The 21,063-nt window shown below is 49.4% G+C and carries 25 protein-coding genes; 14 read left to right on the forward strand and 11 right to left on the reverse strand.

Going from position 1 to position 21,063, the window contains the following annotated elements:
• The 5 genes from LJ739_RS08770 to LJ739_RS08790 all read left to right on the forward strand — a co-directional run.
• The coding region (locus LJ739_RS08770; RefSeq protein ID WP_456151875.1) for an EF-Tu C-terminal domain-related protein at nt 1-173 on the forward strand (173 nt) is incomplete at its 5' end.
• 1,197 nt (nt 174-1,370) lie between these two features.
• Nucleotides 1,371-1,730: a hypothetical protein gene (locus LJ739_RS08775; protein WP_207319972.1), complete on the forward strand. Its 360-nt coding sequence runs from the start codon at nt 1,371-1,373 to the stop codon at nt 1,728-1,730.
• Between the two features lie 107 nt (nt 1,731-1,837).
• Nucleotides 1,838-2,137 carry a hypothetical protein gene (locus tag LJ739_RS08780; RefSeq protein WP_229159499.1) on the forward strand — a complete coding sequence of 100 codons (300 nt, stop codon included), beginning with the start codon at nt 1,838-1,840 and terminating at the stop codon, nt 2,135-2,137.
• Between the two features lie 125 nt (nt 2,138-2,262).
• A complete protein-coding gene (locus tag LJ739_RS08785) occupies nt 2,263-2,526 on the forward strand; it encodes a hypothetical protein (protein ID WP_229159501.1) in 264 nt (87 codons plus the stop codon).
• Between the two features lie 126 nt (nt 2,527-2,652).
• Nucleotides 2,653-3,063, forward strand: a complete 411-nt coding sequence (locus tag LJ739_RS08790) for a hypothetical protein (protein ID WP_229159503.1) — start codon at nt 2,653-2,655, stop codon at nt 3,061-3,063.
• 186 nt (nt 3,064-3,249) lie between these two features.
• Here the strand turns inward: LJ739_RS08790 and LJ739_RS08795 are convergent, their stop codons facing one another.
• The 3 genes from LJ739_RS08795 to LJ739_RS08805 all read right to left on the reverse strand — a co-directional run bounded on the left by LJ739_RS08795 (nt 3,250) and on the right by LJ739_RS08805 (nt 5,097).
• Nucleotides 3,250-3,882: a DEAD/DEAH box helicase gene (locus tag LJ739_RS08795; protein ID WP_229159505.1), complete on the reverse strand. Its 633-nt coding sequence runs from the start codon at nt 3,880-3,882 to the stop codon at nt 3,250-3,252.
• 26 nt (nt 3,883-3,908) lie between these two features.
• Nucleotides 3,909-4,421 (reverse strand): hypothetical protein, encoded by a 513-nt coding sequence (locus LJ739_RS08800; protein WP_229159507.1) that lies wholly within the window; start codon nt 4,419-4,421, stop codon nt 3,909-3,911.
• A 214-nt stretch (nt 4,422-4,635) separates the two neighbouring features.
• Nucleotides 4,636-5,097 carry a hypothetical protein gene (locus LJ739_RS08805; protein ID WP_229159509.1) on the reverse strand — a complete coding sequence of 154 codons (462 nt, stop codon included), beginning with the start codon at nt 5,095-5,097 and terminating at the stop codon, nt 4,636-4,638.
• 323 nt (nt 5,098-5,420) lie between these two features.
• Here LJ739_RS08805 and LJ739_RS08810 point away from each other — a divergent pair, with 323 nt between their 5' ends.
• Together LJ739_RS08810 and LJ739_RS08815 are read left to right on the forward strand one after the other, a co-directional pair.
• On the forward strand, nt 5,421-5,750 hold the full coding sequence (locus LJ739_RS08810; RefSeq protein WP_229159511.1) for a hypothetical protein: 330 nt from the start codon (nt 5,421-5,423) through the stop codon (nt 5,748-5,750).
• A 216-nt stretch (nt 5,751-5,966) separates the two neighbouring features.
• On the forward strand, nt 5,967-6,737 hold the full coding sequence (locus tag LJ739_RS08815; RefSeq protein ID WP_229159513.1) for a hypothetical protein: 771 nt from the start codon (nt 5,967-5,969) through the stop codon (nt 6,735-6,737).
• A gap of 551 nt (nt 6,738-7,288) precedes the next feature.
• On the opposite strand, the gene LJ739_RS08820 is transcribed toward LJ739_RS08815, so the two are convergent.
• From LJ739_RS08820 to LJ739_RS08845, 6 genes are all read right to left on the reverse strand, one after another.
• Nucleotides 7,289-7,684 (reverse strand): DUF3718 domain-containing protein, encoded by a 396-nt coding sequence (locus tag LJ739_RS08820; protein ID WP_229159515.1) that lies wholly within the window; start codon nt 7,682-7,684, stop codon nt 7,289-7,291.
• 612 nt (nt 7,685-8,296) lie between these two features.
• Nucleotides 8,297-8,551 carry a hypothetical protein gene (locus LJ739_RS08825; RefSeq protein WP_229159517.1) on the reverse strand — a complete coding sequence of 85 codons (255 nt, stop codon included), beginning with the start codon at nt 8,549-8,551 and terminating at the stop codon, nt 8,297-8,299.
• Nucleotides 8,552-8,572: 21 nt separating this feature from the next.
• A complete protein-coding gene (locus LJ739_RS08830) occupies nt 8,573-9,334 on the reverse strand; it encodes a substrate-binding periplasmic protein (protein ID WP_229159519.1) in 762 nt (253 codons plus the stop codon).
• Nucleotides 9,335-9,512: 178 nt separating this feature from the next.
• A complete protein-coding gene (locus tag LJ739_RS08835; RefSeq protein WP_229159521.1) occupies nt 9,513-9,773 on the reverse strand; it encodes a YfhL family 4Fe-4S dicluster ferredoxin in 261 nt (86 codons plus the stop codon).
• Nucleotides 9,774-9,775: 2 nt separating this feature from the next.
• Nucleotides 9,776-11,158, reverse strand: a complete 1,383-nt coding sequence (gene trhP / locus LJ739_RS08840; RefSeq protein ID WP_229159523.1) for a prephenate-dependent tRNA uridine(34) hydroxylase TrhP — start codon at nt 11,156-11,158, stop codon at nt 9,776-9,778.
• Between the two features lie 108 nt (nt 11,159-11,266).
• The gene (locus LJ739_RS08845; RefSeq protein WP_229159524.1) at nt 11,267-12,082 is read right to left on the reverse strand and encodes a substrate-binding periplasmic protein; all 816 of its coding nucleotides are present in this window, start codon (nt 12,080-12,082) and stop codon (nt 11,267-11,269) included.
• Nucleotides 12,083-12,259: 177 nt separating this feature from the next.
• On the opposite strand from LJ739_RS08845, the gene LJ739_RS08850 reads away from it, so the two are divergent.
• From LJ739_RS08850 to LJ739_RS08860, 3 genes are all read left to right on the forward strand, one after another.
• Nucleotides 12,260-13,123 carry a TIGR02285 family protein gene (locus tag LJ739_RS08850; protein WP_229159526.1) on the forward strand — a complete coding sequence of 288 codons (864 nt, stop codon included), beginning with the start codon at nt 12,260-12,262 and terminating at the stop codon, nt 13,121-13,123.
• A 167-nt stretch (nt 13,124-13,290) separates the two neighbouring features.
• Nucleotides 13,291-13,767 (forward strand): acyl-CoA thioesterase, encoded by a 477-nt coding sequence (locus tag LJ739_RS08855; protein WP_229159528.1) that lies wholly within the window; start codon nt 13,291-13,293, stop codon nt 13,765-13,767.
• A gap of 27 nt (nt 13,768-13,794) precedes the next feature.
• A complete protein-coding gene (locus LJ739_RS08860) occupies nt 13,795-14,850 on the forward strand; it encodes a GGDEF domain-containing protein (protein WP_229159538.1) in 1,056 nt (351 codons plus the stop codon).
• A gap of 9 nt (nt 14,851-14,859) precedes the next feature.
• Here LJ739_RS08860 and LJ739_RS08865 read toward each other — a convergent pair whose 3' ends face one another.
• Both LJ739_RS08865 and LJ739_RS08870 read right to left on the reverse strand, forming a co-directional pair.
• Nucleotides 14,860-15,345 carry a cupin domain-containing protein gene (locus LJ739_RS08865; RefSeq protein ID WP_229159540.1) on the reverse strand — a complete coding sequence of 162 codons (486 nt, stop codon included), beginning with the start codon at nt 15,343-15,345 and terminating at the stop codon, nt 14,860-14,862.
• 98 nt (nt 15,346-15,443) lie between these two features.
• Entirely contained in the window at nt 15,444-16,607 is a 1,164-nt protein-coding gene (locus LJ739_RS08870; RefSeq protein WP_229159542.1) for a DcaP family trimeric outer membrane transporter, read from the reverse strand.
• 279 nt (nt 16,608-16,886) lie between these two features.
• Between LJ739_RS08870 and acs the strand changes: the two genes are divergently transcribed.
• The 4 genes from acs (at nt 16,887) to LJ739_RS08890 (ending at nt 20,976) form a co-directional block, all read left to right on the forward strand.
• Entirely contained in the window at nt 16,887-18,827 is a 1,941-nt protein-coding gene (gene acs, locus LJ739_RS08875) for an acetate--CoA ligase (RefSeq protein ID WP_229159543.1), read from the forward strand.
• A 124-nt stretch (nt 18,828-18,951) separates the two neighbouring features.
• Nucleotides 18,952-19,608: a response regulator transcription factor gene (locus LJ739_RS08880; protein ID WP_229160672.1), complete on the forward strand. Its 657-nt coding sequence runs from the start codon at nt 18,952-18,954 to the stop codon at nt 19,606-19,608.
• Nucleotides 19,609-19,750: 142 nt separating this feature from the next.
• Complete coding sequence (locus tag LJ739_RS08885) at nt 19,751-20,533, forward strand: substrate-binding periplasmic protein (RefSeq protein ID WP_229159545.1); 783 nt, start codon at nt 19,751-19,753, stop codon at nt 20,531-20,533.
• A gap of 155 nt (nt 20,534-20,688) precedes the next feature.
• Nucleotides 20,689-20,976 (forward strand): hypothetical protein, encoded by a 288-nt coding sequence (locus LJ739_RS08890; protein ID WP_229159547.1) that lies wholly within the window; start codon nt 20,689-20,691, stop codon nt 20,974-20,976.
• Nucleotides 20,977-21,063: the final 87 nt, after the last annotated feature.

A 21,063-nucleotide genomic window follows, 5' to 3' on the forward strand; every position in this document is an offset into this window, starting at 1 on the left:
TAACGGGTGCTGTAGAGCTGCCAGAAGGCGTAGAAATGGTAATGCCTGGCGACAACCTGAAGTTCGTTGTAGAGCTGATTGCTCCTATCGCGATGGACGAAGGTCTGCGCTTCGCAATCCGCGAAGGTGGCCGCACAGTAGGTGCTGGCGTTGTATCTAAAATCATCGAGTAATCGATGAGGTACACACCTCACTAAGAAAAAAGCCGCTTTATAGCGGCTTTTTTTTGTGCCCGCAGAAAGGTAGCACCTACTGACGCGGCCACAGGTGGGTAATGAGCGGTGAGCGATAGCGAACGAGGGGTGACCTAACGTCACGCCGAGAGCGAAGCACGACGCGACAGGGTGAACCACGTCAGCAATGGGCGAAAACGTGCAGCCCAATGAGTGGTGAACGGTAGGGCAATGGATGCCCGACCTGGACTTTTGCTGGCGTCAGGACGCCGAAAGCATAAAGTCGCGGCTGGGTGCGGTACCAGGGATGGGTTCACTACGGGTTTTCAAGCGGGTACAACGAAGATATGCCACCATCCACTGATGTCACTTACTCAGTCTGTGCCCGGAGTAACGTGGCCGCGCGGTATGCGGCTTTTCCATTTATTGCGGCAGGACGCCGAAAGCATAAAGTCGCGGCTGGGTGCGGTACCAGGGATGGGTTCACTACGGGTTTTCAAGCGGGTACAACGAAGACATGCCACCATCCATTGATGTCACTTACTCAGTCTGTGCCGGACGTTGTTGATCAATGACGTGTTTGCGCCTGAGATCTCAATAAGCGCTATGAGCGAAAAGTGGACCTTCGAACGTAGTCATGATTGGGTCCACACCCTGTGTTCCAGCAGTCATTAAATTCTGCCTACGAAGAATCCTCATCCTCGCGCACGACTGCATGGATGCAGGAGGTAGAGCGACTCAGGAGACAAAGCCGAGGCGAGGACCTCCCCGGATGTTATCGTAGAGTCAAACAGAGCGATTTTTTGTAGCTTCGTATTTCAAATAGCTGCAATCTATGCCACAAAACTTCTCGCTTTCACGTAGTCAAATTCTCGCTTTGCACAGGTCAAACCATTTTAATCATCTGATTTATATCAGGATTTGTTTCCAAGCCTATATTTATGGGGACCTATATAAACCCCGATTCTCGCTTTTCCCAATCCTAAAGCCGGTAGAAAGCCTGGAAAAGTCGCCTATCTCGTTGTTAGTATTTGATAAAATAATACACACTGCGAGTACAGGCATGGCGCAAAACTGGGCATACCGCGAATTCGCAGTAATACACTGTTATGCACAAGGTAAGTAATGAGCTTCGAGCCATACATTGAGAAAAGGGAAGAAAGTTATCGGCCTTGTAATTGCGGCCGAGATCATGACATGAAGATAATTCGTGGCGTATTCAATTATGCTGACGGTTCAAACACTATATTTTGTGTTGGCTTAATTGAACACCAAGACGATAGGCATGTATGGGTTTCTTTTATCACTGGCGAATGGCCAGGAACAAATGAAGAAGATTGTTTTGTAACATCACATGTATGGTTAACTCCAGATAATCGAATTATGAGAATAGAAGATAGCTCTTCCTCTCCCTTCGACGCTGAAGAGGTCTTTGATTGCTTCCCAGTAACTAGAGAGCAAGTTTTGGCTCAGGACGGTGCAAAAGATTGGTTTATAAATACTTACTTAGCACTCTTTGAATGTGATAAAGAAATCGGCGGATATATAGATGCATAACAAGGCCAGTCAATCTGACCTCCGTAAACTGTCTTCTTTTTTGCAAAAAGACACAAAAAATCAGCCAATTCACTCCGGCAGTTGCTGGCGGCGTTAGGTGTTTTAGTTTGAAGAAAACCAAATATGGAATCGCAGGCACAGTATTTTTCATAAGCTTGTTGTCAGTTGTGGCATTGCATATACCCTTTATTGGAGGTGTTTGGGGTCTTCTAACTCTAGGGCCATTTACTTCAGTTTTTCCAGAGTTTGCAAAAACTGGAGAACATGTTGAATATGGATTCCTTTGGTTGATAGTAAAGTCTTTTTACGCTTGGACAGTCTTGGTTGTTTATTATGCTTCTGTATGGTTTTTCTTGTTTGGACTATTCAAATTAATAAAATCCTTGCATGCAAAAGTTTCTCCTTAGTACAACACCTAACAAGAAAATTTAAAAATGGACAAATACTCGTTGGCTGGCGTTCATTCTTCACGCAGTTTAGCCAACATGTATTTGCCCTTTAATTTAGACGTTATGCATAGAAAGGATACGGCTTGGTAAATATTCAAAGTACATCAGTAATTATCTCAACAGTAATATTATTAATACTGTTTATGTTCTTTGCTGCCAATCTAGGAATGATCATTTTAGAAAGGAAAATATCCACTGCCAGCCTACAAGCATTTGGCTCAGATTTGGCGCAGATGATCAACAAAACAGACAATCCTAATAGTTACAAGCAAGCCAGGATTTACATGGTTGGCAGTGCTTTTTCACTTTTTGCATTCATGGCTCTTTTGGAGTTTGGCTATGCATAACAAAGCGCTTAAGTCGCAGCCCACTTGCGTGGCTTCTTGGGACACAAACACGCGGGGCGCTTCGCCATTTTGCCCCGCGCGTTTGCGCCCCTTAGCTTGGCGTTATGAGTCACCAAGACTGAAAGTATGTACGAAATATCACTAACAGATGGATTCGGCCCAATAAAGTTTGGTTCTCCTCCGAGTGAAGTTAAATCCGCATGGGGATCTGATCATTACTATGAAGATTGGATGGGCGGTAATCTAGAAAATTTTCTCTATTTCAAGGGGCTGCTTGTTGGTTTTCGAGGCGAGGTTGAAGATCACCCAACAGAAAATTCTCATGTATGTATGTTTCAAGTAAAAACCGTGCACCCATTGTGTCTCTGGGGCCAAGAAATTACTTCAGCTACAAGGCAAGATATCGAATCCTTGCTTAATGTCAAAAATCAAAGGTTCAAGGTTCTTCCAAACGGGATAGTTCAGTGTACGGAACAAGAACTACAATTTCATTTTAATGAGGCTGGCACCTTGGATGAGGTGTACTTTGCAAGCTAAAACTCATAACAAGTGCAGGCTGTCGGAACGCCTCTCCGCTCCTTCGTCGCTGCAAGTCGTCCGCAGCTGCGGGCGTTAACAGTCTGCTATTCACGCAAAGCCCCCATTCACTTTTGCTTTAACCACCGTCCACTACTGGCACATTCCTCCCATTCAGCTCAGCTAAACAATAAGCATGAATGAACGCTAGGACGTTGCTCCCTTGGCACTGTCTGATTGGCCATCCTGTATAACGGTGACTTTTGCATCAAATGCAATGAATTCAGGCATTCTGCATATTTCGTTCGCGATGGCATTCTTAATTGAGTAGGTGTAGTTAGGTATCGCATAGCCATCACTATCATATTGGCTCAACGTAATCTCGCTTTTGTCCGTGCGCCATGGAGTTCCGCTAAGACTGAGGGTAAAGGTTGCGCTATCTCGGATATATTCTAGAACCTTTTTACCGCAGGCATTGGCCCTACTCTCATCATTGCCAGCTAGGTGGTGAACTTCATCAAGTACAACCATTACCCTTGCTTGTTTCAATTCCTCCCACTGGTTCAGTTCAATGCTTCGCATTGAGGAAAAAGTTTGACATCGACCTTTAGATAAAAGCAAATTAGGCTCGAAACTGATCCCAGCAATTTTTGCAATATCTTCTGCGAAGCCATCACACACACTTCGAGAAGGAGCAAACACATAGACATAATCAATTAAATTTTCTTTGAATAGTTTCCGTACCAATCCAGCAGTCATTATGGTCTTGCCAGCCCCCGGTGCTGCATTGACCAATAAGTGCTTTAGCCCGCTTTGATATCGTATCAGCGCTAGCTCCATGCAGTTTAACTGCCAGTCCCTAAACCTCATATTGCAAAGGACTCAATCAGGTCTTCGCATAAGCTGAGTTCTATTGTTATGGTATCTCTCTTTTCTTTGGCTTGGTTGAGGCGATTCTGGAGCTCTTTTGTTCTGGTTGCTAATTCCTTCGCCAACAAAAAATTGGTCAGTGTGCTGATCTCAACATCAGCTTTTTGCCTCCTAAGGATAAGTGAGGTTATATAGTCTCTTAGATATCTTGTCTCTTCTGAGCAACTTGCAAGTTCGATACATCTGTTAGTCTCATCTCTCGTGATTTCCACTTGCTCATTTGCACTGAAGTAGAAGCTGGGCAACGTTGCTTGACGTTTTTGGTGAATAGCAAATCCTTCTTTAACAAGCTTTTGAAGGTTTCTACGTACGGTCTGACTTAGGTTTTTGAATGATGGATTTTCAATTTGAAAGTGGTTTATTGCAGTCTGTACTAACTCAGTGACTGTCTTTGGATTACTTATATCCAATTGAGTCTTAATAAAGGTCTTAATTTGCCCTTTTTCCATTGCTTCAATGAGTAGGGGAGCTTCTGAGTAATTGGTAGACGATTAGTAGAAATTACGAGCATATGTCGGTTATTTCTACTATTTTTGCTCTTATTGGAAAGTGGATATGACTACTCATTGATCTCATGGCGTTAATTTTTGGGGGAAAGGTCACAGCCTACAATGACATCAGCCACCGTGAATCTATCCTCAATCGTGATAGTCGGCATGTTACCTAAGCTTGCAACAGACGTTTTAATCGTTTTAAAAATGTAACGTAAAGTAGACCAGCAATGCCAAAAATTGGCCCGACAGGAATTGCAATAATTGGCACAATAATAAAGTCCAGTGCGTACGTAGAGGGGGTGTGCTCATCAGTAAATAATGACAATTGTGCTGTCCAATAACCGAAACCAATGAACAAAGTCATTCCAATCAACCAAAACCAATAAACCGTCTTATATTCCTGGATTTGCAGCTTCTTACTCAAAAATGCTGTTGCAAGTATAAAGATTACATAAGGAATTGAACGGAAGCCCAAGGAAAATAGGAATGACTCGCTCGTGTAGTCACCTACAACCCTATCTAAGCTATCAAACCAACCAAAGTCGCCTACGACTAATGATAGCATCATTTTCACTAGAGCTTCGGAAACAAAGAGCATTAGAAAAACGGATGCAAGAATGAATGTCTTCACTATTTCCTTCTTAAATACGGGGGTTGAGTCTGCCTGAATACTCGGTAAGCTTAAAAATCTATAGATTTTCTCGTTTAGTTGCAAGTGATGAACACTTTTAATCAGGTTTGCCCTCAATCTTAAGCTAAATTGTTGAACTTAAACTCCTCCCATCATACTTTTGAGAACTCTTTATTATCCATTTTGTTTAATGTGTGTGTTGACACTTCCCTTTATAAGGTGCAGTAGTTTACCATATTGGTTTTTGCCATTAATAAACTGTCGCTGTTTAAGGGTGGGTGAAAGCGACATGTATGGTGAAAGTTACATGGGTGGACATATATATGCACAAATATACGTTGTTTATTTTGGTATGGTTTCTTTCGTTTTCAATCAATGCACAAGAATCAGAGTATACGGTTGTAACTTGTGAGACGTGCACTGAGATATCTAGCTTTAAGTCAGTCGCTACTACACTTGGAGAAGGTAGATATATTGTAATCAATCTCGAAACTTCAATTGCACATTATATCGAAGTGAGCACTACAGATGGTCACTTAGCAGCATCAGTGAAAAGCTTACCAGAAAAAGAGTTGAGGGATCTTGAAAAGTTTAAGGAACTTAAAAATATTTTAGAAAAAGTTGAAAGTAATAAAGAATCAAATTCAATTTAACATTCTTATGGTAGATTATTTTTATCGAGTAGGATAATCGCGAAGTTTACGGTAGCTAAGGATAAGTATTTTATTTTTTAATTAAGGATTATTTGTATGTGTAAAATCTTGCTGATAGTAATGTTTGTTTTTTGAAGTTTGAGTACTCAGGCATCGGTTTCTGAGTATAACGTTTATTCTTGTGACTCTTGTAGTCAGACATCACAGTTTAAGTCCTTGGCGCTCTACAAAGGCGTGGGGGATCACATAATTGTTAATCTCAACACCGGTGTAGCAAAGCGATATGATATTAAAGATGAAGGCTTTGAGATTTTAGCTGTGCAAAAAGCTCTTCCCGCTGGAGCGAGTGCAGATATTCAAACTTATATGTCGTTGAAGAGTGCATTTGAGCAGTTTGAGAGCAACGCGATTAATCAAGCGCTCTACAAAATTGACCCATACACCACGAGTGGTTCAACTTCCTATAGTAACCGTTTTTCTCCGATGAACTCACTTGGTCACTGCGGGTCTGGATTTTGGAGCAGTGCAGTTCTGGTTGATTACCCGTTTGAAAGTGCTTGTATTCAGCACGACAACTGTTACTCCGGGTTTTCATCGAGGTACGATTGTGATTTGCAATTCTATCAAAACATGATGTTAATAGTTGATCAGATATCTGATGAGTTAGCTCCAGAAACTTTGTTTGGTGCGGTTATTTTTCGTGCCTTGTTCCAAGAAAAAGCGGATAAGTTTTACAAAGGAGTTGTTTACTTTGGTGAAGGAGCATATTGTGCTGCTACGCAGAATACTCAAGCTCAAGAGTGTATAGATCCTCCAATGACTCCACCAAGTTCGGTTTTGGCAAGGATAGAAGAAGAGCATCATTATGATCCCACGTATTTTGGAAGTGGTTTTGCCGCATCAAACTGTGAATTGTGGCAATTTCCCAATGGTTTAGGAGGTTTCTACTATATGTTCAGAAATTGTACGTGGAGTATTACACCTTAATCCCAAATTAGTATTGATTAAGTATCAGGCGTCTCATTTCAATTTGAGGCGCCTTTGGACATATGCACAATACGACCTTAGAACAAGTTCCAACCTGAATTGCAGTTGATAGTGGTAAGACCCCAGCAATCTAGACATCTTTAAGCTGCTTATAAGGCTGACTTTCATATTCGACTGGAGACAGTCCTCCGTTTGTACCATGGTTCCTTCTTGAAAGGGTGAATCGCTATTGAGTTTTCAGCAGGTTAGGATGAAGGTCTGCTTATCGAAAAACTGAGCCAAAATACTCCATTTTACTCGAAGGTCCACTACTGGCACAAACCGCCCTTTGCCCTGCAATCCGATAACCTATTCTTAATCACAACGGCATCGAGTTACTTACCGCAATACAACGCAAATTAAGAAATCGAAAACGGATTGTGACTTAGCAACAGGCATAAAAAAACGGCTCCCAAAGGAGCCGTCTTCTTAAAGGCAGGTGTTGAGTCTGCCTACCATGTTGAACGGGACGTCAATATGGTGTGATTGCAGTTGCAATCAAAACTAATCGGTTAGATACGTTCGTTCAGTACGTTGGCCAAAGGCGATGCGATCAAGCCTTTGTCGGATACCCAGGCACGCAGGGTCTGGCCATCGGCCTCAGGTGCATTCAACTGGCTCTTTGGCATTTTCTTCACCAACAGCGTGCCGGTTTCAACAGCGCCAGCGATAAACGCAGTGCGGATCAGGCTGTTGCCGTCGCACGAAATGCCGGTGTAGTAGTCCTGCAGTTTCAGGCGATAATCGGTCTCAACATCTTTCATCTTCTTGCGCAACTCACCTTTGTCATCGGCTTTAACGATGGTGCAGATGTTCTGCAAGGCGTCTTCGACAGCGGCTTGGGCGGTGGCAGACAACAACAAAGAAGCAGCGATGGTCGCAACAGAGAATTTAGCAATTTTCAACATGGTGTATTCCTCAGTAATGATGACCCGGCGGGTCAGATGGCGCGCATTAGACGGCAAATCGAGTGGTCAGGAAATAACCAGACATATACATAGGTGTATGATTTTATACCTATGAGGGTGTTATCACCCTTTTTGGCCCCAAAAAGGCGTCGATAAGCCTATGAAAAACAGGCGATAAAAGAAGGTCATTGGACGAAAGTCTAGATTTTAAGTGTTGGCTAAAAAATGTGCAGATTAACCGCGGTAGTGGTCGGTTTGCGACACCAATGACCGACTTTTCTCCGCCAAAACCAATGGGGGTTGTCGGCTAAGATCAGCCGTTAAATGCTCTTTTCGGCGATGACATGAGGTTTTTTTGCGTGTTGCAGACGGCCCTTGCCCAAGTAGTACAAACTCAACCTCCATCCTCCTCAACCGAGGTCTTACCGACGGGGTGAAATTTTAACATTGCTTGACGTTTTCGTGGCTGCTCTGCCCGGCAAAGCCCCAACGCAGAGGGACATCAACCAAGGTAAGCTGAACGTACAGGTAGGCATCGCGCCGCTAAACCCCGTAGAATTCGTCATCATCCATATCAGGCGAATTGCAGTGTGCCGGCCAACACAGGGGGTACTAATTAACCTGGGCAACGAAAAAAACTAACAAGCCAAGCAGCGCAATGAAACAGTATGGAAGCGGTGATGACAGCCATGTCAGTGGCTGACGTGCTGTTTCTCGTACGACGTCGCGATTGGCATACTGAATAGGAAAGAAAAACAATCCAAATGTGGCCAACGCGGTAAGGATCACGAACAGTCCGGTGTATTCGGTGGCAAAAATCGCAATAAAACAACTCAGCCACACACCGACCATTAGGACTCTCGACATAACTTGTCCTTGTATCTGCTGTTACTCAACAATCACCGACTCGTCGATGCCATGCCCACGCAAGATGTTGGCCAGCTCACCACTGGCTTTTATCGCCTCGATGCCTTGGTTGATCAACGGTAACAGGTGGGCTTTGTCTTTTTGCAACCGGACCCGCAGTACGCCTTCGGTATGCAGGGGGGCGAAGGCAATATCAACCTGATGCACGGAGGCCCAGAATTTGGCCGTTTCCCGCTCCAGAATGACCGCGTTGAAACGCTTCTTTTTCAGACCCTGGATCAACAGGCTTTCGGTCAGAAAGTCTTCCCGCTCAAACTTGTCATCGTCAAAATAGTAGTAACCGGCGATGGTGCCGACGGCTTTACCGTAATAAGCCTGACGATTGGAAAACTGCGCTTCGTTACCCGCCAGGGTGACAATGTATTCGTTAACTGCGAACAAGGGGTTACTGACCACAAACCCCTCACCGGGGTCGCCACCAGGGAGCCATTCCAGACTGATAAATTCCACATCGATAAGCCCGTCTTTCATGGCTTTCTGAGCCCGTTTGGCGGGAAAGTTGACGTACTTAAAGATGATATCCACATGACCGGAAATGGCGTCGGTCATCTGTTGAAATACCCCTGGTGTTCCGGCCACGGCGCCGCGCTGATAGGGGACCCAGCGACCTTCAACACCCTGGTCGTAATACAGCACATTGTGCTCATCGGCCCGCACCGAGACACATAGCGAAACGACCGTTATAGCAACCAACAACAATGCTTTGAAAGGTACAACATTCACTGCGACAGGGTTCCTCGTGCTTTTACGTACCCGGTAGTCATGACAGTGTTACCTGTTCATCAGCGTACTACGTGGGCACATCGTTACCGATCCCCGGCCAGATGCGTAGTGCACCATCAGCGGGTTGGGGTGATACTGTCAGTATAACCTGAATTGAGGTGGTGGAAAGCGTGCAGGGCTATTGAGGGCTTTGGGAACCTGTCAAGGCAACAAACTTGTCGGCCAGCTGGTCCAGTGTTTCGCGGTGCTCGGGGTCTGGTGATATGCAATCAATCGGGCACACACTCACACAGGTGGGTGTGTCGTAGTGGCCAACACATTCGGTGCAACGGGCGGGGTCGATGACAAAGATAGGATCCCCCAGGGTGATGGCCTGATTTGGACATTCGGGTTCACACATTTCACAATTGATGCAGTCGGCGTCGATGATCAGTGCCATCCTCAGTCCGTCTCCACGGTGACCGGAATAAAGGGTTGGCGTGTGGTGGTGCCCGGTTGCAGATCCCTGAGCAGCAACGCAAATTCCAGTGCGATGTCATCGCCAACGGGGAGCATGACCTGATGTCCGGAGCCTTTGGCCACGTCAATCGGGGCGCCATGCCTGTCAGCCATGCTGTTGAGGGTAAAACGCTGATTTCCATTGGGTGTCATCAGTTCCAGCGAGTCGCCCACACTGAATTTGTTTTTGACATCTACGATTGCCTGGCCCGTGTGTTCACATCGGCCGATGATCTCACCGACAAACTGCTGACGATCACTGACTGAGCTGCCGGTGTGGTAGTTCTGGTATTCCTGATGGGCGTGTCGACGCAGAAATCCTTCGGTATAGCCGCGATGGGCCAGGCTTTCCAGCGTGGTCATCAGGGTCGGATCGAACGGCTTACCGGCAACGGCGTCATCAATTGCTTTGCGATACACCTGGGCGGTGCGGGCGCAGTAGTAGTGTGATTTGGTGCGTCCTTCTATTTTCAGTGAGTGCACACCCATCTCCACCAGGCGTGGCACGTGCTGGACTGCCCGCAAGTCCTTGGAATTCATGATGTAGGTGCCATGCTCATCTTCAAACGCCGGCATCAGTTCACCGGGCTTTTCATGTTCTTCAAGCAGGTAGACATTGCCCTGTGCCGACGGCATCGGTGGCTCGGTGGTGCTGTGTTCCGGTGACCACAGGCCGATATCACCGCTGGCGTCTTCCTGAGCCTCTTTGACACTGTATTGCCAGCGACAGGCATTAGTACAGGTCCCCTGGTTGGGGTCGCGTCGGTTGAGGTAGCCTGATAGCAGGCAACGGCCAGAGTAGGCCATACACAACGCGCCGTGCACAAACACTTCCAGTTCGGTATCGGGAACCCGCTGGCGGATCTGTTCAATCTCCTCCAGCGACAATTCGCGCGACAGGATCACCCGTTCAATACCCTGGCTGGCCCAGAATTGGACCGTGGCATAGTTGACCGCATTGGCCTGCACCGACAAGTGGATGGGCATGTCGGGATATTCGTCCCGAACCAGCATGATCAAGCCCGGATCGGACATGATCAGCGCATCCGGCTGCAGTGCGATGACAGGGGCAATATCCCTAAGGTACGTATCCACTTTGCTGTTGTGGGGGGCGATGTTGCTGACCACATAAAACTTCTTACCCTGCCCATGGGCTTCGCTGATGCCGGTAGCCAGGGTGTCGAGATTGAATTCGTTATTGCGCACCCGCAATGAATAGCGCGGCTGACCGGCATAGACGGCGTCAGCGCCGTAGGCGAAGGCATAGCGCATGTTGCGCAGGCTGCCTGCAGGTAACAATAATTCAGGTGCATTATTGGAATCCATGGTCCCCTCTCAACGTGTTCACCGACGGCATAGGCATCAAAAAAGCGGCGCACAATAGCGCTCAGGCCCAGTGACATCAAGGTGTGTTTTACTTTCTATTGATCCAGATCAAGGATGGCTAGTGTGGGTGTTTGACGATGGCGCTGGCGGCAACTGCTCGCTTGCCGGTCCGCGTAACTGATAACGCTGGCGCAGGGCGTGCAGTTGCTGCTCTGCGGATTGCAGGTAGCGGTTAAATTGCTCAACCAGCTCGCGGTGCTGGTAGGTAGAAACATGAAAGCTGACCTCAAGGTAGGGCAGATTCTTGTCCAGTACCAATTGTTCGGATTGTTCGCTCTGTTCGAGCAGGTAGCGGCTCACATTCCATTCCACGTCTGCACCGTCGGCACGGCCAAGTATCACTGCCTGCAGCGCGGCCAGGGCATCAGGAAAAGTGGCGACCCGGATGCGGTGCTGGTTGATGGCGTCATACCATTTGACCGGCGTAAAACCAAAGGGGATCGCCAGGACATTGAACGATTCAAGTGGCATGCCCTGTCGATCAGGGGGCACCATAGTGCCGGTCAGGGCGACGGCCACCGTGTCGCTGTAGTAGCGCTCGTCCGGCAGTTGTTCTTTTTGATGCCAGCGTGGATTGTCCGGATAGGCGAGATTAACGGTGCCTTTGTACAGCTCCCGTTGCAGACGTTTGGTCGGTAGCGCCACATACTCAATGCGGTAACCATGGGCCTTGGCAAATGCTTCGAAAACCGCCACCGCATATCCCCGTGGCGATGATTGGGTGAAATCGTAGTGTGGGTAGTAATCGAAATTTTGTGAGCCGATGACGATTTTGTTGCTGTCAGACGCCCAGACGGTGCAGACCCAGTTGCACACTAGCACACCAAACAACCACCGGTTGGCAAACCCCAATAACCGCAACATGAAACTCCACAATGGCGCAGACCTACACAGCATAGCCTAAAGTCGCGGGGTGAGGGAGTGTTGATGCATAAAACCCGTGTTCCTACGTTGATGAATTGCAAGTGGCCCAATCCGATGTATGATGTAATGACATGCTCAGGAAGTAGCTGTTGTTATTACTGCCTGGGGAGCACTTGTTTGAAACAATACATCTGGCCATTACTCATCACCTTCATGCTGAGCAGCTTGCCTGACAGCGCTGATGCCAGTGACCTTAAGACCATTTACTGGCAAACCTATCATCGTCCTCCGGGTATCATCGTGTCCGGTGAACAGGGGCAACTCGGGTTCATTCAACAAGCGATGAAGCTGATTCAGGATGAGCTGCCGGATTACGAGCATGTTGTGGTACACACCACCTTGGCACGGGCACTCCAAGACATGCGCTTGGGCAAACAAACCTGTCATCCCTCGTTGTTCAGACGTCCCGAACGGGAAGCCTACATGTATTTTTCCCATGCAACCCAGATCTCTCCCACCAATCGGGTTGTGGTCACCGATGAAACCCTCCATGCATTGGGGGAGGGCACTGCCAGTGTCTCTCTAACGGCGTTGTTGGCAAAACCCGAATGGCTGTTGGGGGTGATTGGCGGACGTTCCTATGGCAGTGAAATCGATCAATTGCTGGCCGAACATGGTGAACCCTCCCGGATCATCCCTATTCAGAGTGAGAGCCTGGACGTGGTCTTTCGTATGCTGGCGCTGGGGCGAATCCAGTATACCCTGGCGTATCCGTTTGAAGGCCGCTATTTCAATCAACACAACCCCTACCAGGCGCGTCTGAAAATGTTACCGATTGACGGCCTGCAGCCTTATGAGTTGGGGCATGTGGCGTGTAGCCGCACCGTGTGGGGGGCGAAAGTCATCAGTGACATCAACCGGGTGGTTATGACTATCAAATTCACCGACCGCTATTTGCAGGCGATGACAGCGTATTGGCAAGAAGAGCAGGCTTTGCCGCAATTTCAGGATTATTACCACAATACCTTCTTACGTCATTGAGCCGCCCACTGTTGCCCGACAATCTCGCGGTTAGTAACGTGTAAGTACTTGAGATGCATTGCTTTCTTCCTGAAAATAAAACTGATAGAGCGCTACAAACTGGCAAAGTTTGACTATAGTTAGTTTGAAAGAGCCTGACAATCCGTCGTCAGGTGAAGGGGTTTTCAATGCCTTCTACGCAAACAGAGTTTCAGTTTCTCGCCGAACCGACCGATGTCAATTTTGGTGGCAAGGTGCACGGTGGCATGGTCATGAAATGGATAGATCAGGCCTCCTATGCGTGTGCGGCGCAATGGAGTCGGCGCTACTGCGTGACCGTATCTGCCAACGCCATTCGCTTTATTCGTCCGATTCTGGTCGGCCAGGTGGTGCGTATAAAAGCCCGTATTGTGCATACCGGCACCACCAGTATGCATATCTATGTGGTGGTTCGAGCCAGTGACCCCAAGAGTCCCGAAGAAACCATTACTAATCGCTGCTTTATTACCTTTATGGCGCTGGACGAAGCCGGGCAGGCTTGCAGTGTCCCCGCCTACGAAGCCAAAACGGATGAAGATCGGCACCTGGAACAAGTGGCAAAACATGCGAAAGAGTTTGCCAAGCAACTGGACAGTGATTTTGAGCAATTACTGGGTTGGACCTGACAACCCACCACGACCAAGGATGATCGTATGAAAGAACGTTCCCGACAGCCTATGATTGTCAGCAGTGTGGGATTTTTGTGTTTGTTTGTTGCGCTGGTCACTCTGTTGCGGCCGTTGCTGGTGACCCAGGAATTGTTGTTCACCCTGTTGGGTGTTATCAACACAGTGATGGCTGGGTTGTGTTACCTGTATTTGCGCCAGAGCGCCGCACGGCCCTGGCATGGCGCGTTGCCACTGTATCTGGTTGCTGCAATGCTACTGCCGTTATTGGCGGTCAACGGTGGCATCACCAGTCATTTTATTTTGTTGTTGCCGTTGTTACCCGTATGGACAGCGCTGCTACTGAATGCACGTAAGGGAATACTGGTCGCGTTGCTGGCCGCTATCGTGGTGCTGGCGCTGATCTATTTTGCGCCGATCCTGCCTTATTCTGCACATCATCAGGTGTCAGATTCTTTTTTGCTGTTGCATGGACTGTGGCTGATCCTGGCGCTGGGACTGTCGGCTCGCATCGGGGTGTTGACTGAGCGCTATGTGTTGCAAACGCGCAGTGATGATGACGAACCCAGGGACCCATTGACTGGCTTGCTGACCCGACGAGCGGTGGTGGACAAAGTCGGTTTCCTGCTCGGTGAAAGTCAGGAGCAGGGCGACTGGCTAACCGCTATGCTGGTCGATGTGGATCATCTTAAACAGTTAAACCAACGCTACAGCCATGCCGATGGTGATCAGTTGCTGCGCGCCCTGAGTCAGGCGTTGCTGGCACGTACCCGCCAGGGTAAAGATGCGCTTGGGCGTTACACCTCCAAACAATTTCTGCTATTGCTACCGGGGGTCGATCAGGGCCGGGCACACGGAATTGCTGACAAACTGTGCAGTGACGTGGCAGAGCATACTTACATGGTCGATGAGATCCCGTTGCAAACCACCCTGAGCATTGGCTACTGCAGTTTGCCGGCCAGCGGATTACATGATCCGGAACACCTGCTGCATGAAACCGAATTGGCACTCAAAGCAGCCAAGCAGGCTGGCGGCAATCAGGTAGTCGGTGCCGAACAGTCGCTGATGGTAAACCGGGCATAGGCCCGGCGGTCATTTGTCAGGCTTGCCGCGCGGATAGGTTAATGCGTCGATGTCCACCAGGCTCCAGGGCATACCCCGTTGACGGAAAATGCGTTGGTGTTTGTCCGGATAATCCGCCACGTCATGATCCAGCCGTTGGCCAATGACCAGGCAACGTAACACCCCGTTACCGTTGTTGTGCAGGCTGTGTGGTTCTCCACCTGCCGGGTAGGCGATAAAATCCCCTGCCTGTAGGGTGGTTTCCTCATTACCCACCCGGGCAAGGGCCTGGCCTTCCAGTACATAGACACATTCATCTTCGTAGTAATGAGCATGGTACTCGGTGGTGTCGAAGCCGGGCTGAACCTCGATCAGATGCACGCCCAGTCCCGTGAGTCCGGAGGCGTCGCCTAACGACTTATTCAGCCGCTGTGCATTGTTGTTCAGGAAGTGGGTTTTGTGTTCACCGGGCAGTGCCGCGATGTCCTGGCTGCGCAAAAGAGTGGGTATGGCCATCATTGCCTCCATGTAAGTCAGGACACCAGTGTACACCCAATCATAAAAAAAAGGCGCCGCCAAACCGCAGCTTGGGGCGCCTCAGGCAGTGAAAAAAACTAGAACGCGTATTTCGCTGAGAATTGCAGGCGACTCATATCACCATCCAGACCGCTTTCAAGCTCGCGCTTGGCGTAGGTGTATTCTGCGCCGAAGGTCAGTTCGCTGGAGGGCGAATACAACACGTTGACCCTGGCACTGTGGGTGTCTTTGGTTGTGCCGGTGCCGGTCAGGGCGACATCGTTGTCCACATTGAGCGCTGAATACATGAAGTTGGAGCGCCATTGGTCGTTCCACACATGACGGTAAGCCACCGAAAAACCGCTTGAGTCGATGGCTTCCAGTTCATTGTCGGCATTCAGTACCGCACCATTGACGGCGTTCAATGCCAGATAGCGACCCAGGCCACTGCCGAAGTTCGCCATTAAACGCAGATCATCTTTACCGAATTTGATTTTACTGGTGATGCTGATGCCATAGCCGGTTTCGCTCGAATCGATGTCGGCACCGCCTTGTTTATTAACGTAGTTCAGCTGACGCAGCAAGCCTGCGACTGCGATATGACCCCAGTCGGCGCTGTGGGTATAACGGGCCACGAAATCCGGTACGGTATTGTCATCAGAGACAATCCGTCCGCCACCGGTGTAGGGTGAGATGGTGGTTTCCGGGTTTTCCAGTGCCAGTTCCAGACCGCCGTTGGTGTAACGCACCATGGCCTGACGGGCGAATATTGTGCCATCGGTTACGCCGATGAAGTCCAGGGACTCGGGCAATGTGCGCACATCCTGGAAGGTTGTCCAGGTTTGACCAACGAGCCAGTTTTTGTATTTAACAAACGCGTGGCGGATACGTGGTTCGTACGAGTTACTCACCCGCTCGTTACCATCCGGTGTGGCCATAAAGTCCAGTTCCAGCACGCCAGTGACTTTGTCACCATTGCTCAGATCGGTGTTGGTTGTGAAGCGAAAGCGGGTTTGACGAACGTGGGCATCAAACTGGGTATCCTCTTCGGCGCCGCCAACCGGGATCAGGCTGGGCAGATAAAAGTCCCGTCCAATGTTGCCGGAACCAAGGGTGCCATCGCTGTAGCTGCTGAACATGGCATCTGCTTTTACATAGCCGCTAAATTTCACGTTGGTTTTATCCAACACGTTTGCCTGCGCACCCGAAAGCGTGCACAGGCCAGTAAGTACTGCCAGAGATAGGGTAGTTATTCTTTTCATCGTAGTGTCCTAGTCGCCGTTGAAGCTGGCATAACTGTGGAACACATCCCGCTTTTTGCATATAAGCGCTTAGTCTATAAGACCAAAGTCGTAGCCGAATCAGTCCTGAACAACGAACCGTTTGTGGGGCATGATCAACTGGGTGTCGAAAATCCCCTGCACGAGGGCCAGAATGCGTGCTATGTTGAATATCACCCTAAGACCAAAGTCGCATTTTCTGTCATTCACGACAGGGTAAAGTGTCGGACTATTCAGAGAATCTATCAAGGACCTGCGATCATGCTTGAAGAGATCTATCCCGTTCCCGAATCCATCAAATCAAAACGCCTGTTGAGCCCCGAACAATACAGTGAAATGTATGATGCGTCGGTGAACAATCCCGATGCCTTCTGGGCTGAGCAAGCCAAAATTCTCGACTGGATGCATTTTCCCCGCACCATTAAGCAGACTCAATTCAGTAAGAATGACACCCGTATTGCGTGGTACGCTGACGGTACGTTAAACGTCTCTGCCAATTGTATCGACCGTCACCTGTCGACCCGCGCAAATGACACCGCTCTGATCTGGGAAAGTGACAGCGGCGAAGAATCAACGCACATCACCTTCCAGACCTTGCACGAAGAAGTCTCCAAGTTAGCCAATGGTCTGAAAAAATTAGGTGTACAGAAAGGCGATCGCATCGCTATCTATATGCCGATGATCCCGCAGGCGACCTACGCAATGCTGGCCTGTGCACGGATTGGTGCCGTGCACAGTGTGGTGTTCGGCGGATTCTCCCCCAATGCCATTGCCGATCGTATCAATGACTGTGGTGCCAAAGTGGTGATTACTGCTGACGAAGGTGTTCGCTCGGGTAAATCTGTGCCACTGAAAGCCAATGTGGATACAGCGTTGGCAGACAACCGCTGTCCGACCATTGAACATACGATTGTCTGGCAACACACCGGCGGTGAAGTGAGTCAGCAGAGCACCGATTGCTGGTGGCATGAGCTGGTTGCCGATTGCGATACCGTGTGCCCGCCAACGGAAATGAATGCCGAAGATCCGCTGTTTATCTTGTATACATCAGGCTCAACCGGCAAACCCAAAGGGGTTGTGCATACCACCGGCGGTTATCTGGTGTATGCGGCACTGACCCACAAGTACGTGTTCGACTACCACCCTGGCGAAATTTACTGGTGTGCCGCCGACGTGGGTTGGATCACCGGTCATACCTACATGGTCTATGGACCCTTAGCGAACGGTGCGACCACCCTGTTGTTTGAAGGTGTACCAACCTACCCGGATGTGCGCCGTATCTGTCAGGTGGTTGATAAACATCAGGTCAACATTCTGTACACCGCACCGACGGCGATCCGCGCACTGATGGCCCACGGTGACTTTGCCGCCGAAGGGACCTACGGCGATTCTTTGCGACTGCTGGGGTCGGTTGGTGAGCCGATTAACCCAGAGGCGTGGAGTTGGTACCATCGGGTGATTGGTCGTGGACAGTGTCCGATTGTCGATACCTGGTGGCAAACTGAAACCGGCGGCATCATGATCTCACCGCTGCCTGGCGTGACTGATCTGAAACCCGGCTCGGCCACCCGTCCGCTGTTTGGCATCCAACCTGCACTGGTGGATAACGAAGGCAATGAGCTCAATGGTGAGGCAGAAGGTAACCTGATCATTAAAGACAGTTGGCCAGGCCAGGCGCGTACGCTGTATGGCGATCACGAGCGGTTTGAGCAGACGTATTTCAGTACCTATGACGGTGCGTATTTCACCGGCGATGGTGCGCGCCGTGATGCGGACGGCTACTACTGGATCACGGGTCGGGTGGATGATGTTCTGAATGTCTCCGGTCACCGTCTGGGCACGGCGGAAATTGAGAGTGCACTGGTGTCTCATGCGGCAGTGGCTGAGGCGGCAGTTGTCGGCTACCCCCATGATGTGAAAGGGCAGGGGATCTACGTCTATATCATTCCCTGTGAAGGAATTGAGGTAACCGATGAGTTGACCACCGAAGTGCGTAATTGGGTGCGTCAGGAATTGAGTCCGATTGCCTCTCCCGACATGATCCAATGGACGCCCGGCTTACCCAAAACCCGGTCAGGCAAAATTATGCGTCGTATTTTGCGTAAAATCGCCGCCAATGAATATCAGCAACTGGGCGACACCTCGACCCTGGCTGATCCCAGTGTGGTGGATGGCCTGATTGAGAACCGGCTGAACCGTTAACCGATTCCCAATGTGTGGGCGGCGCCATGCGTCGCCTTTTTTTTGCCCAAAAGGGCCGAAAGATTGCGCAATCCTGACGACTTGGTAGACTGGCTTTACACGCATACAACAAATGAATAACAACATGCTGACATTGCTGGTGGCTGACGACCATCCTTTGTACCGGGACGCCCTCAGAGGCGCACTGACAACCCATTTTGATGACCTCAATCTGCTCGAAGCCAGTGACCTGCCGGAAACCGTCCATCAATTGCAATCCCATGACGTTGACCTGTTGTTGTTTGATTTGCACATGCCCGGCAGTAGCGATTTGTTTGGTCTTATCCACGTGCGTAAGTTGTTTCCTGACGTTCCTGTGGCAGTGATTTCTGGCCTCGAGGATAAAGGTATTGTCAGCAAGGTGATTAATGCCGGCGCGCTGGGTTTTATCCCTAAGACCACCGCGGCAGGCGAAGTGGCCGAGGCGGTCAATACCATCATTGATGGCGATATCTGGGTTCCCAAGGCGCTGCAAGAGGGGGTGCAGGCTGTGGATGACGGGTTTAGTGAACTGGCCGAGAAAGTCGCCAGCCTGACGCCGGCCCAATACAAAGTCTTGTGTTATCTGCGCGACGGCTTACTGAATAAACAGATCGGTTTTGAACTCGACATTGCAGAGGCAACGGTCAAAGCGCACATTACCGCAGTGTTTAAAAAGTTGGGTATCAATAACAGAACCCAGGCCGTTTTGATCGCCTCTCAATTGCAGTTGGAACCGCCGGCCGACAGCGTTGCTCACTAGCGCCCTGGAACGTACTTTTGGCCACTGCGCCTTGCGATTGCTGAAATATGGTCAATCATTAGGCGTAGGGTGCGAGAAAGGCGGTATTCATTGCACCTCAACCTTACAAGCGCCCCAAAGCAGTGATAAGAAGGTAGGCAATATGCGCAAAGCGCTCGTTGATTGGCCGATAGCAGGGCTGATCCTGTCCATGTTGGTGTATGGAATGACCACATCCAGTGTGCAGGCACGTAATGTCAGCGCCGTGACGGAGTTGTTTTATCCCTACCAGGTGTTAGACGAAGATCGCCAACTGTCAGGCTATGCGGTTGAGGTTGTACAGGCCATGGCGAAGAACCTCGATGATACCCTTGCAATTCAAATCCTTCCCTGGTCAGTCGCCTACCATCATGCCCTTGAAACCCCCGATACGCTGATTTTTTCCATGGGCAAGAACGATGCCCGCACTCCACTGTTTCACTGGATTGGTCCCATCGATCGGGAAAAGCTATATTTCTGGGCCCTGAACGATGACAAACTACCACGAACCAACGCGCTGGAAGCGTTCAGGGATCTGCGCATTGCCGTGGTGAAAGACGCGACCACCGATCAGTTTCTGACCCGTTCAGGGTTTACCAACCTGTACCGTATGGCATCGCAGGAAAGCAATGTGGGGGAGGAAAGCCGTATCCTTATGCTGATCAAAGGTCGTGCGGACTTGATGATTTCCGGCGAGCGTGCAATGGAAAGCGCCCTTAAAGCATTGTCGCTGCCACCGGATCGCCTGCACAAAGTGTATCGGGCCCATGTGTTGGACAGTGAGCTATACCTCGCTTTTGTGCAGGGATCCGATATCAAGTTGGTAGAGCGCTATCAGCGCGCATTTATGCAACTTAAGCAGTCGGGTACCTTGGCACAGTTGCAAGCTGCCTGGGCGATTGACTAGCGGTCCCTTACTCATTCAAAACGATCCTCAACCCTGTTGCAACTTTCGCGTCGCGAGGCTGTCTTTAATCAAGCGTAACTTGTTACACTAGTTGCCGTTTCTAAATGGGTGTCTGTGTATAGTGACGCCGCCAATCCAACCTATAGGGAAATATCATGAAGTTGCCCGTGATCATTGTCACTTCGTCATTGTTGCTCAGCGCCTGCAGTGCCAAGCTGGCAGAACCTTATCAAGCGGACAGAGCGCCGGAAAACCGCGATGAGTATAGCGGCGTGGAAGGCCTCAAGCAGTACAGCAAAGATCAGGTTTATCTGATGAACAAAGAACTGCGGGATAAATGTGAAACGGCCAAATTGGATTTGATTGAAGCCAAAACCCGCAAGGATGAAGACGGTATTGCTCGGGCTGAATCACTGATCAAGCAAACCTGTCAGGCTGGCTGATCAACACCACAGCCATTGCTCACAGCAGCCGTTTCAGTAACAAAAAAAGGCAACCTGAGGTTGCCTTTTTGTTACGTCGCCAAATGG

This window comes from Fluctibacter halophilus, assembly GCF_020687825.1.
In the GTDB taxonomy this organism is placed as follows: Bacteria; Pseudomonadota; Gammaproteobacteria; order Enterobacterales; family Alteromonadaceae; genus Fluctibacter; species Fluctibacter halophilus.